13 protein-coding genes and 4 tRNA genes are annotated in these 13126 nt (G+C 65.1%); 10 read left to right on the top strand and 7 right to left on the bottom strand.

The window, feature by feature from the left end:
- Positions 1–27: 27 nt before the first annotated feature.
- Entirely contained in the window at positions 28–621 is a 594-nt protein-coding gene (locus tag AC5Y6Y_RS16165; protein ID WP_463828511.1) for a sensor domain-containing protein, read from the bottom strand.
- A 142-nt stretch (positions 622–763) separates the two neighbouring features.
- Here AC5Y6Y_RS16165 and AC5Y6Y_RS16160 point away from each other — a divergent pair, with 142 nt between their 5' ends.
- Positions 764–1330 (top strand): TetR/AcrR family transcriptional regulator, encoded by a 567-nt coding sequence (locus AC5Y6Y_RS16160; protein WP_499919493.1) that lies wholly within the window; start codon positions 764–766, stop codon positions 1328–1330.
- Positions 1331–1423: 93 nt separating this feature from the next.
- Entirely contained in the window at positions 1424–2074 is a 651-nt protein-coding gene (locus AC5Y6Y_RS16155; RefSeq protein ID WP_499919492.1) for a biliverdin-producing heme oxygenase, read from the top strand.
- 114 nt (positions 2075–2188) lie between these two features.
- On the opposite strand, the gene AC5Y6Y_RS16150 is transcribed toward AC5Y6Y_RS16155, so the two are convergent.
- A complete protein-coding gene (locus AC5Y6Y_RS16150) occupies positions 2189–2473 on the bottom strand; it encodes a GlsB/YeaQ/YmgE family stress response membrane protein (RefSeq protein ID WP_463828483.1) in 285 nt (94 codons plus the stop codon).
- Between the two features lie 483 nt (positions 2474–2956).
- On the opposite strand from AC5Y6Y_RS16150, the gene AC5Y6Y_RS16145 reads away from it, so the two are divergent.
- Both AC5Y6Y_RS16145 and AC5Y6Y_RS16140 read left to right on the top strand, forming a co-directional pair.
- Positions 2957–4474: a MutS-related protein gene (locus tag AC5Y6Y_RS16145; protein ID WP_499930120.1), complete on the top strand. Its 1518-nt coding sequence runs from the start codon at positions 2957–2959 to the stop codon at positions 4472–4474.
- Positions 4471–5994 (top strand): MutS-related protein, encoded by a 1524-nt coding sequence (locus AC5Y6Y_RS16140; protein ID WP_499919487.1) that lies wholly within the window; start codon positions 4471–4473, stop codon positions 5992–5994. Before AC5Y6Y_RS16145 ends, AC5Y6Y_RS16140 begins: the two co-directional genes overlap by 4 nt.
- Before the next feature lie 141 nt (positions 5995–6135).
- On the opposite strand, the gene AC5Y6Y_RS16135 is transcribed toward AC5Y6Y_RS16140, so the two are convergent.
- The 3 genes from AC5Y6Y_RS16135 to AC5Y6Y_RS16125 all read right to left on the bottom strand — a co-directional run bounded on the left by AC5Y6Y_RS16135 (position 6136) and on the right by AC5Y6Y_RS16125 (position 6424).
- Positions 6136–6209: transfer RNA gene (locus AC5Y6Y_RS16135), tRNA-Phe, on the bottom strand.
- Between the two features lie 33 nt (positions 6210–6242).
- Positions 6243–6319, bottom strand: a tRNA-Asp gene (locus AC5Y6Y_RS16130).
- A gap of 32 nt (positions 6320–6351) precedes the next feature.
- A tRNA-Glu gene (locus AC5Y6Y_RS16125) sits at positions 6352–6424 on the bottom strand.
- 124 nt (positions 6425–6548) lie between these two features.
- Between AC5Y6Y_RS16125 and AC5Y6Y_RS16120 the strand changes: the two genes are divergently transcribed.
- Together AC5Y6Y_RS16120 and AC5Y6Y_RS16115 are read left to right on the top strand one after the other, a co-directional pair.
- A tRNA-Lys gene (locus AC5Y6Y_RS16120) sits at positions 6549–6621 on the top strand.
- A gap of 95 nt (positions 6622–6716) precedes the next feature.
- A complete protein-coding gene (locus tag AC5Y6Y_RS16115; RefSeq protein ID WP_499919486.1) occupies positions 6717–7526 on the top strand; it encodes a TIGR04255 family protein in 810 nt (269 codons plus the stop codon).
- Between the two features lie 4 nt (positions 7527–7530).
- Here the strand turns inward: AC5Y6Y_RS16115 and AC5Y6Y_RS16110 are convergent, their stop codons facing one another.
- Entirely contained in the window at positions 7531–8370 is an 840-nt protein-coding gene (locus tag AC5Y6Y_RS16110) for an SAM-dependent methyltransferase (protein WP_463828510.1), read from the bottom strand.
- A 145-nt stretch (positions 8371–8515) separates the two neighbouring features.
- On the opposite strand from AC5Y6Y_RS16110, the gene AC5Y6Y_RS16105 reads away from it, so the two are divergent.
- Complete coding sequence (locus AC5Y6Y_RS16105; RefSeq protein ID WP_463828479.1) at positions 8516–9013, top strand: nucleoside deaminase; 498 nt, start codon at positions 8516–8518, stop codon at positions 9011–9013.
- A 10-nt stretch (positions 9014–9023) separates the two neighbouring features.
- On the opposite strand, the gene AC5Y6Y_RS16100 is transcribed toward AC5Y6Y_RS16105, so the two are convergent.
- Positions 9024–10040 (bottom strand): oxygenase MpaB family protein, encoded by a 1017-nt coding sequence (locus tag AC5Y6Y_RS16100; RefSeq protein WP_499919485.1) that lies wholly within the window; start codon positions 10038–10040, stop codon positions 9024–9026.
- Positions 10041–10108: 68 nt separating this feature from the next.
- Here AC5Y6Y_RS16100 and AC5Y6Y_RS16095 point away from each other — a divergent pair, with 68 nt between their 5' ends.
- From AC5Y6Y_RS16095 to dusB, 3 genes are all read left to right on the top strand, one after another.
- Complete coding sequence (locus AC5Y6Y_RS16095) at positions 10109–10735, top strand: TetR/AcrR family transcriptional regulator (protein WP_499919483.1); 627 nt, start codon at positions 10109–10111, stop codon at positions 10733–10735.
- A gap of 132 nt (positions 10736–10867) precedes the next feature.
- On the top strand, positions 10868–11890 hold the full coding sequence (locus tag AC5Y6Y_RS16090) for an acyl-ACP desaturase (RefSeq protein WP_463828476.1): 1023 nt from the start codon (positions 10868–10870) through the stop codon (positions 11888–11890).
- Positions 11891–11895: 5 nt separating this feature from the next.
- On the top strand, positions 11896–13029 hold the full coding sequence (gene dusB, locus AC5Y6Y_RS16085; protein WP_499919482.1) for a tRNA dihydrouridine synthase DusB: 1134 nt from the start codon (positions 11896–11898) through the stop codon (positions 13027–13029).
- The last annotated feature ends 97 nt before the right edge of the window (positions 13030–13126 follow it).

The raw sequence follows: 13126 nt of genomic DNA, 5'->3' as shown, positions 1-13126 counted from the left end.
CGGAAACGGGGAGCCGGCGCGCGGGTCTCAACCGATGCGATCGGTCGCCGTTTGCAGGATGACCTGTGCGATCTGGGCGGCGGGTTCCAGCCCCACCACACCGACCGACATCAGCACCGAGGACTTCTCCCGGTAGAGGTGGCTCCACGCGTTGGCGCTGATCCGCACCGTCGCGCCGTCGGGCCGGTCGAGGGTGAATTGGTAGCGGGGGTCGTGCAAGTCGGCACAGGCCTGCAACGACGTCTCCAGCTGGTGCAGGACACCGCGCGCCATGCTGGAGTCGGGATACACCGCTACGGCCTGGCTGACCGTTTGGATCAGTGCGGGCGGGCCTGGTTTGAGGTCATCGGTGATGCCGTGGTAGCCCGCGCTGCGGAACTCCGACCAGCCGGAACCGAAGGTGACGTCGCTGATGCCCGCGGCTCGGCACGGCGCCGGCGCGTTGAGGTCGCTCGGTGGTGGCTGATGCAGGTCGGCGTGCGCATGCGCCGTGAGTTCCTCGTAGTTGGCGATGCGACGAACTTCTTCGATGCCGACGATCAGCGAATCGGCGCGCGAGCCCGGCTTGGTGGTGGGTTTGGCCGACGTGCTGTGCGACGAACACGCCGTCAGCGCGACCATCACGCAGGTGACGATCAGATGCCGGCCACCGCGCGCGGTTCGTGGTCTGAGCAAATCCACCCTCCCCGGTCGCGGCCCACTGGTCATCCTACGGGCGAGTGCGTCACACGCTCGGCGGCGCACGCGGGAGTTAGAGTCGCGTGTGCCCAAGATCAGCGCTTCGTCGGTGGAGGAGCACCGCGAGCAGGTGCAACGACGTGTGTTCGAGGCGTTCGCCACGTTGATGGCCGAGCACAGTTTCGACGCGATCACCATGGCGAAGCTGGCCGCCGCCGCGGACATCGGGCGCACCGCGATCTACCACCACTTCGCCGACAAGGAAGCCGTTGTCGTGGCATTCGCGTCGCACGAGACAAGCCGTTACATCGACGGGCTGCGCGCCGAGTTGGCCGATGTCGACGACCCGGCCGAGCGGCTCAGGATCTACGTGCGCCATCAGCTCGGTGCGGGTGAGCAATTCCACATGGGTCTCGGGCCGCAGCTCTACGGCGCGCTGTCGCAGGAGACCATGCGCGCCATCCGCGAGCACGTGGTGGCCATCGAAGACGTGTTGCGCGAAATCCTGGCCGACGGGGTTCGTTCCGGCCAGTTCGTGGTGGAGGACGAAGCTGCCACCATGTCGTTGCTGCACGCCTGTCTGGCGCCGCGCGACCTGCCGACCGCCGCTATTGAGCGATTCGTACTGCGCGCGCTGGGAGCGACACCGTAGTGCGGCTTGTGTTATGTTTCTGACAGATTGTCAGCATCGTTTTGACATGTTGTCAGAGCCGTTGGAGCAGTAGCCGAGTACCGGGAGCAGAACGTGTCAGTCAGCACCGCCGAGGCCGTCCGACCCTTCTCGGTCGCGATGAAGGAAGGTTCGACCGCCGAGCACGAGGCCGCCGAGCACTCGCCCTACGTGTCCGAACTGCTCGCCGGCCGCGTCAACCGTCAGGGTTACGCCGACTACCTGCTGCGGTTGCGGATGATCTACGAAGCCCTGGAGCGGGCGGTGCGGAGTCACCGGGAAGACCCACTGGTGGCTGCCGTCTACGATCCCGCGCTGGAGCGGCTCGAGGCTATCGACACGGACCTGCAGTACTGGGCGCCGGGCGCGGGCCACGACGTCGACTCCCCCGCTGCGCGCGCCTACCGCGACCGGTTGGCCGACGCCTCGTGGGGCGGCGAACTGGTGGCCCACCACTACACCCGCTACCTCGGCGATCTGTCCGGCGGACAGGCCATCGGCAAGATTCTCAACCGCACCTTCGATCTGGATGGCGCCGGCCTGTCGTTCTACGAGTTTCCGATGCGGCCGAAGCCGTACAAGGACGCCTACCGCGCCCGCCTCGACCGGCTCGGACTCGACACCGACGAAATCGGTCGCGCGGTGGACGAAGTGAAAATCGCCTTCAACCTGAATCAGGCGTTGTTCGCGGAGCTGGCGCAAAATCTATCCGCCTACCGACGCTGAAACGGATGCGAGCGTAACGCTGCGGCGAAATTTCCCCTCAACTTTTCGCCGCAGCGTTACGCTCGTCATCCATTCGGTCCCACCGCAAATGAGTTGCGGCCGGGGACTTTTGAACTAGCGGAACATGCCGGTGCGGGTACGGCGACCGGTCAGGGCTTCGTAGACAGCAATGAAGACGATGGCCAGGCCCACACCGATGAAGAACGGAATCCAGGCGATTCCGCCATTGGCGTTGTGGTAACCGAACTGGCTCGCCACCACGGACCCGAGCAGTCCGCCGGCAGCGCCGAGCAGCACGGTCATGAGCAACCCGACGTTCTGCCGGCCCGGCATCACCAGCCGTGCCACGAGACCGATGATGGCGCCGACAACCAGGGCCATGAGAATAGTTCCGATCATTTCAACTCCTGTGCACAGCGGCGCTCCTGTTGAGCACCTCCTGACACGCGAGTTCCCCGAACCGAACCGCTTATAACACGCATGTTGATTCGGTTGATTCGTCCGGCAACCGTTGCGCCAGAAGGGTTTGAACACCCTCAGGAGGGGTAAACGCGATTCGTTCCACAGACGTCCACTAGGGAGGCAGCGCGCATGACATCCCATGTCTGCCCGGCGTGCGGTTATCCGACGCTCAAACCCGCTCTATGCGCGTTCTGCTGCCCCGGAGAAGTGTTCTCCGGAAACAACATTTTCGGAGCCCCTTTGATCCCCACGATGGCGAGGGAGTCGACGTGGGCCGGGGCCGGTGGCGCCGATCTGGTCACCCAAGGCCCTGTCTGGTCGGGTTTGGCCAGCTAGTTGCAGCTGCCGTCGGTCGTAGACTGAGCTGACGCGGGCCCACGTTCCGCACCGACATCAATGCTCACGACCGAAGGGGGCTCGATGGCCCGCTTCAGCATCCTGTTCCCAGCGGGTGATGCCGCAACGGGAGCAGACGCGGCGCCCGATTGCCTCTTCGATCTGCACCTCGACGAAATCATCACGGCCATCAACGCGGGGCAAGCCGACGACGTCGATCGATACTTTCGCCAACCGCTGCCCGATGTCGCCGCCATCGAGCACCGCCATCAGGTGTTCCGGGATCTGCAGGACGAGCGCATTCGCCAGCCCATCACGGATTTCGTCAACGGCCTGCGAACGATGCGGCACCGGCGTGAGCAGGCGAGGGAACTCCGACATCCGTTGCAGCGGCAAGGATGGTTCATCTACGCGGTGCAGACTTACTGCGAAACCGTGGCGACACTGCGCCAGGCACTCGGCCGAGTAGCACCGACCTCTCGCGGATTGTCCGAGTTCTGTTCCTACTTAACCGAATACGTCGACAGCGACACCTTCCAGAGCCTGCTGGCCGATACCTCGACGGTCCGGGCTGCGTTGCATGACGTTCGTTACACCGTGCATATCCAAGACCGCCGCGTGCACGTCGAAAAGTATTCCGGCCAAACCGATTACAGTCCCGACGCGGTGGCGACATTCGAGCGATTCGCGACCGAAGAAGCGATCGATTACCACGTCACCCACCGGGATTCGGCCGACATGAACCACGTTGAACGGCAGATCCTCGAGTGCGTCGCGAAGCTCTACCCGAACGCATTCAAACAGCTCGCGGAATTCTGCCGCCGTAACACCGGCTTCACCGAGTCCACCGTGATCCGGTTCGACCACGAAATTCGGTTCTATCTCTACTATCTGACCTTCGTGCGTCGCATGTCCGCAGCCGGCCTGCGCTTCAGCTACCCCGAGGTCACCGCCGAGCCGGGGGTGCTGGCCGCCGACGACGCCGTCGACCTCGCGTTGGCGATCAAGTCGGATCATCCGTTGGTGGGAAACGATTTCCGGTTCTCGGAGGCCGAACGGGTGCTGGTCATCACCGGCCCCAATCAGGGCGGCAAGACCACCTTCGCCCGGACCATCGGCCAGTGCGCCTATCTTGCCTCCCTCGGCTGCCCGGTACCCGCCGCACATGCCAGGTTCACGGTGCCCGACACGATCTACACGCACTTCGAACGACAGGAGAGCCTGACGACCCTGCACGGCAAACTCGAGGACGAACTGGTCCGGATCCACGAGATCCTGTCGAGTGCCACCGCCACCAGTCTGGTCATCCTGAACGAGAGCTTCGCCTCCACCACCCTCAACGATGCTCTGCTGATCGCTACGAAGGTTGTTCGGCGCATTGTGGAAATACGTTGCACTGCAGTCTATGTCAGTTTCCTCGATCAGCTGGCCAGCGTGGATCGCGCGTGCGTCAGCATGGTGGGCGAGGTTGCACCCGACGACCCCGCGCGGCGGACGTTCAAGTTCACCCGTCGACCCGCGGACGGTTTGGCCTACGCCGCCGCGCTGGCGAACAAGTACGGACTCACCCACCAGGCCCTGCGACAGAGGATCGGCCGGTGAAAGTCCGCCTGCTCCATCCCGAGTCGGATTTCGACCTCAAGGCCCGATTGCCCTGGCGGCTCAGCATTCTCACCGAAGAAGACCTGGAGCTGGGCAGACTCTACGACGCAATGGCAGCCGGCGATCCCTTTCTGCTGGAAACCGCCAAGAAGGTGGTCCCACGGAGCGTGAGCGAGCCGGAGGTCATCCGGTACCGCCAACAGGTGCTCGCTGACTGCCTGGCCAATCGCGGTGTGGTGCAGAAGATGTACGACATCGCCTCCGCCGTTGAAGGAATCGAGCTGCGACACAAGGTGTTTCTCGGCGGTCTCAGTTCAGGCGACCCCGCGTTGATGCTGCGCCGCTCGGTCCGGATCCTGGAACTGCTCGTCACCACGTTCAGAGGGCTGCGTGGTCTGGCCGACGCATCAGCCGGTCGGTTCCGTTCGGCCGGGTTCGGGCAGTTCTTCGCGATGCTCGCCGAACTGATGCCCGACGACTATCTCGACCGGTTCGAGGAATACCTGGCCGAATTGAATCTGCCCCGCGGGGTGTTGCTCAGCGCCCGGCTCGGACTCGGCAACCGAGGAGAACACCACGAATTACACCAACCGCCCCAGCGCAATCGGTGGGGCAGGCCGCTCGGAGGTTCCCGCGACGGGTACGGGTTCGTCGTCGATAAGGAGGACATGGCCGGCGAGCAAGCGCTGGACAAGCTGGCCGGTCAGGCAGTCAACGACGTCGCCAGCGTGGTCACCCAGGCAGCCGAACATTTCCAGACGTTCTTCGGACGCCTGCGGCTGGAACTGGCGTTCTACCTCGGCTGCCTGAATCTGCATGATGCGCTGACGAAACGGTCTGTGCCGCTGTGTGTTCCGGTGCCAGCACCGATCGGGACGGTCAAATTCGACACCCGGGGTCTGCGCGACGTTGCACTCTGTCTGACCACCACGAGGAAAATCACCGGAAACGACGTCGACGCCGACGGCAAGAACTTGATCGTCATCACCGGGGCCAATGAAGGCGGTAAGTCGACTTTCTTGCGCAGCGTGGGTGTCGCCCAGTTGATGATGCAGGCGGGCATGTTCGTCGCCGCAGCGGCGTTCAGTGCCAACGTCCGCGACGGTGTTTTCACCCATTTCAAGCGGGAAGAGGATGCCAGCCTGCGGCACGGCAAGCTCGAGGAGGAATTGGCCCGGCTCAGCGCGATGGTCGAGCACATGGGGCCGGGGTCGCTGCTGCTGTGCAACGAGTCGTTCGCCTCGACCAACGAGCTCGAAGGATCTCAGATCGCGCGGGGCATCGTGCACGCCATGGTCGAAAGCGGAGTCAGGGTGTTCTTCGTGACCCACCTCTACGACCTCGCGGACAGTCTGTACGCGCGTCAGGATCCGACTGACCTGTTTCTGCGGGCCGAGCGGCGCACCGATGGTTCGCGGACGTTCCGGTTGACCGCCGGCAGGCCCGAAGCCACCAGCTACGGCGAGGATTCTTTCCGGCGGATCTTCGGGATCTCCGCCGATGGGGACGGGACGCTGTGAACGACGAACAACAACAACCGGGGAGCGCCACAACGAGTGGGCGTCACCGCCTACTCAGCCACCGATCCAGGGTCGCAAGGAGGTCCTTTCGGGGGATCCAGGCGAACTGGCGGTGGATCTTCATGCGTTGGACCTCTGAAGTGGCCAGGGGCGGGATCGAACCGCCGACCTTCCGCTTTTCAGGCGGACGCTCGTACCGACTGAGCTACCTGGCCGGAAGCCGGCAGGCAGCGTGTGCCTCGCCGTGCTGGCGACCCTGACGGGACTCGAACCCGCGACCTCCGCCGTGACAGGGCGGCGCGCTAACCAACTGCGCCACAGGGCCTTGCTCTGCTCCGCGGTCACCCGCGTCGCAAGTACCCCCTACGGGATTCGAACCCGCGCTACCGCCTTGAAAGGGCGGCGTCCTAGGCCGCTAGACGAAGGGGGCCAGAACCGAATCTCTCCGGGGCACTCGCAACGAGATCACCGTTGGGAGCCAAGTCAGCTTAGGGCACCCCGGGCCCAATCCTCAAACGAGGCCCAACCGGCCACCCAGTATCCTGAGTCTCCACGCCCCTATAGCTCAGTTGGTAGAGCTACGGACTTTTAATCCGCAGGTCGCAGGTTCGAGCCCTGCTGGGGGCACCGCGGCGCTGGTCACGTCCCGCTGCCGACGCGAAGTTGGGCGCACCGTTCGAATGCCGCCCCGCACGGTTATGCTCGCGGCTATGCTTCCGGACGTGACTTCCGTTGATGCCCAACCAAACGCCCCCGTAGCCCTGGTTACGCTGGAAATTCGTCATCCGGCCGCAGAGACCCTCACCGAATCGGCGAGCCGCGAGCTGAAGCAACAACTGCTCGCCGACCTGCCGATCGAGCGCCAGGCACAGGACGTCCAGTGGGGTATGACGGCTCCCGGCCAGCCCCCGCAGCCCGTCGCCGACCGCTTCGTGCGCTATTCCAACCGCGAGAACACCACGGCGGCGTCGCTGAAGAACCAGGCGATCGTCGTAGAGACCACCGCCTACACCAATTTCGACACGTTCCTCGACGTTGCGATGCGCGTGGTGGACGCCCGCTCGCGCATTTCCTCGATTGTCGGCGTCGAGCGCATCGGGTTGCGCTACGTCCTGGAGATCCGGGTACCCGCCGGCGTCGACGGCCGCATCGAATGGACCAACTGGATCGACGAAAGCCTGCTGGGGCCGCAGCGGCTGGCTCCCGGCGGGCTGACGCTCACCGAATGGCAGGGCGCGGGCGTCTTCCGGGAGGCACAGCCCGGCAGGTCGCTGATCGTCCGGTACGGGCCGGGGGTCGGCCAGGCCCTCGACCAGAGCTACCACCTGCGCCGGGTGGCACCGGCCGGGACGGGCCAGTTCTTCCTGATGGATATCGACAGCTTCTGGACGCCGCCCACCGGCGCGATCCCCGAGTACAACCGCGAGGCGCTGCTCTCGACCTTCCGGGATCTGTATGCCCCGGCGCAGACGGTCTTCCAGGACATGCTGACCACGCGCCTCAAGGACGATCTGCTGCGCGGGCAGCAGTAGCGCTCTACGACCCCAGCACCGCGCTGCTGTAGGTCATGTCGGCGAACGCCTGGGAGAGTTCGTCGTCGGGGTAGGCGAAGCCGTTGGCATCCTGCAGTTCCTTGACGGTGCGCGACGACGTCTGCCACCCCTCGCCGGACAGATGATCGAGGATGTGGCTGCGCTCGGCGTGGTAGACGAGGTCGTTGAAATCGACCTCGAACCCGAGTTCGGCCATCCGGTCGTAGTGTTCCCGCCACCGCCGGTCCTCGAAGATCCGGGTGTCGGGTACGAACTCGAAAGCCAGCCGGCTGCCGGGCGCGCTCAACGCGGTGATGTTGTCGAACAACGCGTCCTGCGCGTCGCCGGGCAGGTAGACCAACAGTCCTTCCGCGCTCCAGGCCGCCGGCGCCTGGGCGTCGAAACCCGCCGCGCGCAGTGCCGCTGCCCAGTCGTCGCGCAGGTCGACCGAAACGGTCCGGCGTTCTGCGGTCGGCTCGGCACCCAACTCGCTGAGCGTCCGCGTCTTGAAGTCGATCACCTCAGGCATGTCGACCTCGTAGACGACGGTGCCGGCCGGCCACGGCAGCCGGTAGGCGCGCGCGTCCAGGCCGGAGGCCAGGATCACGAACTGTGCGATCCCGCTGCGGGCGGCGTCCAGGAAGAAATCATCGTAAAACCTTGTGCGACAGGCCATTCCCTGGGCCATCCGGTCTGGATCGAACCCGGCCTCGGCGTCGGCGGGAATCTCGCCGTTCACCAGCCGGACATAGACGTCGAGGCCGGCCGCACGCACCAGGGGCGCGGCGAACGGGTCGTCGATAAGGGCACGCTCGGAGGCCAGCGCACGCTGAGCCGCGACCATGGTGGCCGTCGCGCCGACACTCGTAGCCAAATCCCAACGATCGCGATCGCTACGCACGACCAACTCCCCTCAGCAAAAAATATAGATAATCTAGTTAGTATCACGTTCGGTCGAGACCGGCACGATCGGGACTACGCTGCGATCTGTGACCGACTTCGCCCAACGCACCATCGATCTCGCGCGCCGCAACGTCGAAGAAGGTGGTCGCCCGTTCGCGACCGTGATCGTCAAGGACGGCGAAGTCCTCGCCGAGAGCGCCAACAAGGTGGCTCAGACCAGCGACCCGACCGCACACGCCGAGATCTTGGCGATCCGCGACGCCTGCACCAGGCTGGGCACCGAGCACCTGGTCGGCACCACCATCTACGTGCTGGCCCATCCCTGCCCGATGTGCCTGGGCTCGCTCTACTACTGCTCACCTGATGAGGTCGTCTTCCTCACCACCCGCGATGCCTACGAACCGCACTACGTCGACGACCGCAAATACTTCGAACTGGCCACCTTCTACGACGAATTCGCCAAAGACTGGCAGGACCGGCGACTGCCCATGCGGTACGAGCCGCGCGACGCCGCGGTCGACGTCTACCGGCTCTGGCAGGACCGCAACGACGGGCAGCGTCAGGCAACCGCCCTGCCGGAGTGAGCGGATCCGGTCAGACCTCAGGGCAGTAGTGATTGGGGCTGCCGCGCCGCTCCAGCGGCGGCAGATTGCGCGCGGCCGTCTGAGGCAGCGGCGCGTCGGCCGGAATGCGCCCGCTGGCACGATCCAGACCGGCGCGGGCCCGCGGATGCTTGCGGTATCTGGGCGGGACGAAGGCGAAGATGGCCCGCACCAGGTTCCCGAAGCGCCGATGCAGCCACTCGTCGCGGGCAGACCACTGATAACCCAACCGTTCCCGCACAGCCGGATGGTAGAAGCCGAGCGTGAGCCAGACGAACATCGGCCGGGACAGCCTGGTCAGCGCTGCCCACACCCGATCCGGAATCCAGGGCGCGATCGGCGGCTTGTCGTAGATCGTCAGATCGAGTACGGCGCGCGTCGCATAGTTGTCTTCTAACACGTTGCGGCACATGTGATCCCAATAGTCCTGGAACTCCTCCCAGGTCTTGGGCACCGGCCGCATGCTCATGCCGTACATGCGGTACCACTGGATGTGCTCGTCGAACAGTTGGCGTTTGTCCGCCTCGGACAGTCCGTCGCCGAACCGCTCGGCCACCAGGATGGTGCCCATGAAAAATGTTGAGTGCGCCCAATAAAAGACGTCGGGATTCAGCGCGTGGTAGCGCCGCCCCTGATCGTCGACACCCTTGATGCCGATGTGGTAGTCGCGCACCTCGGCGCCCGTCGTCGGCGCCCGGTCACCGTCGAAGACCACCCCGCCGATCGGGTACAGCGACCGCAAGACCCGCGGCAACGGCTCTTGGAAAAACGTCGAGTGTTGTTCGACCGCCGCACCCAGTTGGGGGTGCATGTTCTGCATGGACCCGGCGAACGGGCCCTGCAATATGCCGCGCCAGTCGCCGAAATACTTCCAGGTCAGCGAATCCGGGCCGAGCGGGGTCGGCGGCGCGTCGTAGCCGGACGACACCGGACAACCGGCGGCCACCACCTCATCGGATGGGGCATCATCGCTGGTCAGCGGGCAGCCGGCAGACGTATCTTGAGTCACAAGTGTTCAACCTCGGTTCTCGACCATTCTGACTACGCGCGTTGTCAGAATCAATCTTAGGAGCAGAAGTGCAGGGGGGTCAACGGCGGGGGCGCTGGTCGGGTGTTCCCGTGCAGGACCGCCATGCCCTGCGCCGTGACGACCTGGTCGCCGCGGGCGTGCAGTTACTCGGCGGGGAACACGGCCCGGCGCTCACTGTGCGCGCCGTCTGCCGGAAAGCCGGTTTGACCGAGCGCTACTTCTACGAGAGCTTCGCCGACCGCGACCAGTTTGTCCGCGCCGTCTACGACGACGTCTGCACCAAGGCGATGGCCGCTCTCACCTCAGCGAAAACGCCACGCGAAGCCGTCGAGCAATTCGTCGCACTGATGGTCGACGACCCGGTGCGCGGCCGGGTGTTGCTGCTGGCTCCCGCGGTGGAGCCGATACTGACCCAGTCCGGCGCGGAGTGGATGCCCAACTTCATCGCCCTGCTGCAGCGCAAGTTGTCCCGCATCGCTGACCCCGTCGTCCAGAAACTGGTCGCCACCAGCCTGATCGGCGCGCTGACCGGATTGTTCACCGCCTACCTGAGCGGGCAGCTGGGCGCCAGTCGCGAACAGTTCATCGACTACTGCGTCGACATGCTGCTCAGCACGGCCGCTACCTACGTACCGCTGGCTGATTTCCCCGCCGGCGACGCTGCCCAGGATTAGCGCCGGACGCCCTCGGGCACCCGTTTCGAATGTGACGCGAGCGTGATACGCCACACCGCCGAGAAACTTGATGCTACTGATAGACACAGATATATTGACTGCAACCCAAAGACACAGATAACTGGAGGGATCATGTCAGCCGAGCTGACCAACCTGCAGCTTTTGCACGAGCTCGAGCCGGTCGTCGAGAAGTACATCAACCGGCACGAGAAGATGCACAAGGACTGGAACCCGCACGACTACATTCCGTGGTCGGATGGCAAGAATTTCTACGCTCTCGGCGGGCAGGACTGGGATCCCGAGGAAAGCAAGCTGTCCGACCTCGCGCAGGTGGCGATGGTCCAGAACCTGATGACCGAAGACAACCTGCCGTCGTATCACCGCGAAATCGCCATGAACTTCGGCTTGGACGGACCATGGGGACACTGGGTCAACCGGTGGACCGCCGAGGAGAACCGGCACGGCATCGCGCTGCGCGACTACCTGGTGGTGACTCGTGCGGTCGACCCCTATGAGCTGGAGAAGCTGCGCATGGAGGTGGTCAACCGGGGCTTCAGCCCAGGCCAGAACCACCAGGTCCGCGACGACCTGTTCGCCGAGAGCCTCTTCGACTCCGTCATCTACGTCACGTTCCAGGAACTGGCCACCCGGATTTCGCACCGCAACACCGGCAAGGCCTGCAACGAGCCCGTCGCCGATCAGATGCTGGCCAAGATCTCCGCCGACGAGAACCTGCACATGATCTTCTACCGCGACGTCAGCGAGGCCGGTTTCGAGATCTGCCCCAACCAGGCAACGAAGTCGCTGCACAAGATCCTGCGCAACTTCCAGATGCCCGGCTTCCAGGTTCCGGAATTCCGTCGCAAGGCCGTGTTCATCGCCGTCGGCGGCGTCTACGACCCCCGCATCCACCTCGACGACGTGGTGATGCCGGTGCTGAAGAAGTGGCGGTTCTTCGAGCGCGAGGACATCACCGGCGAGGCGGCCGCGCTGCGCGACGACCTGGCCCTGTTGATCAAGGAACTCGAGCAGTCCTGCGACAAGTTCGAGGTGTCCAAGCAGCGTCAACTCGACCGGGAGCTCCGCACCGGCAAGAGGACCACTGCGTTCGAACTGCACCAGACCGCGGGCAAGCTGACGATGAGTCGCCGGTAGGGGTCTTGCGTATCGGTCCGATCACGCTGGCCAGCCCGGTGGTGCTGGCACCCATGGCCGGCGTGACCAATACCGCGTTCCGCACCCTGTGCCGGGAACAGGAGCTGGCCAAAGTCGGCACGGTGAGCGGGTTGTATGTGTGCGAGATGGTGACCGCCCGCGCGCTCGTCGAGCGCCACCCGGTCACCATGCACATGACGACCTTTGCGCCGGACGAGTCACCGCGCTCGCTGCAGCTCTACACCGTCGACCCGGACACCACCTACGCCGCGGCGAAAATGATCGCCGACGAGGGGTTGGCCGACCACATCGACATGAATTTCGGTTGCCCGGTGCCCAAGGTGACCAGGCGCGGCGGCGGGGCGGCCCTGCCGTTCAAACGGCGGCTGTTCGGCCGCATCGTCGCCGCCGCGGTGCGCGCCACCGCGGGCAGCGGTATCCCGGTGACGGTGAAGTTCCGCATCGGGATCGACGACGAGCACCACACCCACCTGGACGCGGGACGGATCGCCGAAGCCGAAGGCGCCGCAGCGGTGGCGCTGCACGCCCGCACCGCCGCGCAGCGTTACTCGGGCACCGCCGACTGGGAGCAGATCGCCGCGCTCAAGCAGCAGGTGCGCACGATCCCGGTGCTGGGCAACGGCGACATCTACGACGCCAGCGACGCCCTGGCCATGATGGCGAGCACCGGCTGCGACGGGGTGGTGATCGGCCGCGGCTGTCTCGGCCGGCCCTGGCTCTTCGCCGAGTTGTCGGCAGCTTTCACCGGCCGCCCGGCGCCGACCCCGCCCACCCTCGGCGAAGTCGCCGACATCATCCGCCGGCACGGCGTGCTACTGACCGCGCATTTCGGCGAGGACAAGGGCATGCGCGACATCCGCAAGCACGTCGGATGGTATCTGCACGGCTTCCCGGCCGGGTCCGACCTACGACGGGCATTGGCCCTGGTCACGTCCCTCGACGAACTCGACGAACTGCTGGAACGCCTGGACGGCAGCGTCCCCTTCCCGGAGGTCGGCAGTGGCCCACGCGGTCGGCAGGGGTCGGCAGCCAAGGTGGCGCTCCCAGCGGGCTGGCTGGAGGACCCCGAAGACTGCCGGGTGCCCCAGGGCGCCGACGTCATGCACTCCGGCGGCTGAGTTCGGGTAGCCGAACCGAGACGCTACTGAAATCGCGCCTCGGCCAAGAAATCAGTACGATATGAGCCCTACTGCAGTTGCGCGGCACTTGTCCGAT

The sequence above is a fragment of the Mycobacterium sp. NGS24 genome (genome assembly GCF_059813065.1).
The sequence above is the reverse complement of the archived record's forward strand: the minus strand, read 5'-3'. Positions and strand labels throughout refer to the sequence as shown.

What these genes read in the sequence shown, in the direction of transcription:
- AC5Y6Y_RS16165 (WP_463828511.1), bottom strand. Translation starts at nt 621, where the DNA reads ATGGTCGCGCTGACGGCGTGTTCGTCGCACAGCACGTCGGCCAAACCC.
- AC5Y6Y_RS16150 (WP_463828483.1), bottom strand. Translation starts at nt 2,473, where the DNA reads ATGATCGGAACTATTCTCATGGCCCTGGTTGTCGGCGCCATCATCGGT.
- AC5Y6Y_RS16145 (WP_499930120.1), top strand. Translation starts at nt 2,957, where the DNA reads ATGGCCCGCTTCAGCATCCTGTTCCCAGCGGGTGATGCCGCAACGGGA.
- AC5Y6Y_RS16110 (WP_463828510.1), bottom strand. Translation starts at nt 8,370, where the DNA reads ATGGTCGCGGCTCAGCGTGCGCTGGCCTCCGAGCGTGCCCTTATCGAC.
- AC5Y6Y_RS16090 (WP_463828476.1), top strand. Translation starts at nt 10,868, where the DNA reads ATGTCAGCCGAGCTGACCAACCTGCAGCTTTTGCACGAGCTCGAGCCG.